1 rRNA gene is annotated in these 642 nt (G+C 55.6%); it reads left to right on the top strand.

The window, feature by feature from the left end:
* Positions 1-12 precede the first annotated feature (12 nt).
* Positions 13-642: ribosomal RNA gene (locus BJG92_RS13180) — 23S ribosomal RNA — on the top strand; the annotation flags it as partial.

Genomic DNA, 642 nt, shown 5'->3' with positions numbered 1-642 from the left:
TTGATCTTTTGTGGTCAAGTTTTTAAGAGCACACGGTGGATGCCTTGGCATTAGGAGCCGAAGAAGGACGTAGGAATCTGCGATAAGCCTGGGGGAGTCGATAACCGGACTGTGATCCCAGGGTGTCCGAATGGGGAAACCCCGCCAGACGCGCGAGTGATCTGGTGACCCGCATCTGAACACATAGGGTGCGTGGAGGGAACGCGGGGAAGTGAAACATCTCAGTACCCGCAGGAAGAGAAAACAATAGTGATTCCGTCAGTAGTGGCGAGCGAACGCGGATCAGGCTAAACCGTTTCCATGTGTGATAGCCGGCGGGCGTTGCATGGGCGGGGTTGTGGGACTTTCCGTTCTGTCTCTGCCGGGACAGTGGGGTGTGTAGTGCAGGCATAGGTGAACGGTCTTGAAAGGCCGGCCAGAGAGGGTGTGAGCCCCGTAACCGAAATGTTGTGTACCGCCTGGAGAGTATCCCAAGTAGCACGGGGCCCGAGAAATCCCGTGTGAATCTGTCAGGACCACCTGATAAGCCTAAATACTCCCTAATGACCGATAGCGGACCAGTACCGTGAGGGAAAGGTGAAAAGTACCCCGGGAGGGGAGTGAAACAGTACCTGAAACCGTGTGCTTACAATCCGTCGGAGC

Source organism: Arthrobacter sp. SO5 (genome assembly GCF_020532805.1).
Classification (GTDB): Bacteria; Actinomycetota; Actinomycetes; order Actinomycetales; family Micrococcaceae; genus Arthrobacter.
Note: the sequence above shows the minus strand (reverse complement) of the source record. Positions and strands in the feature narration are given on the sequence as shown.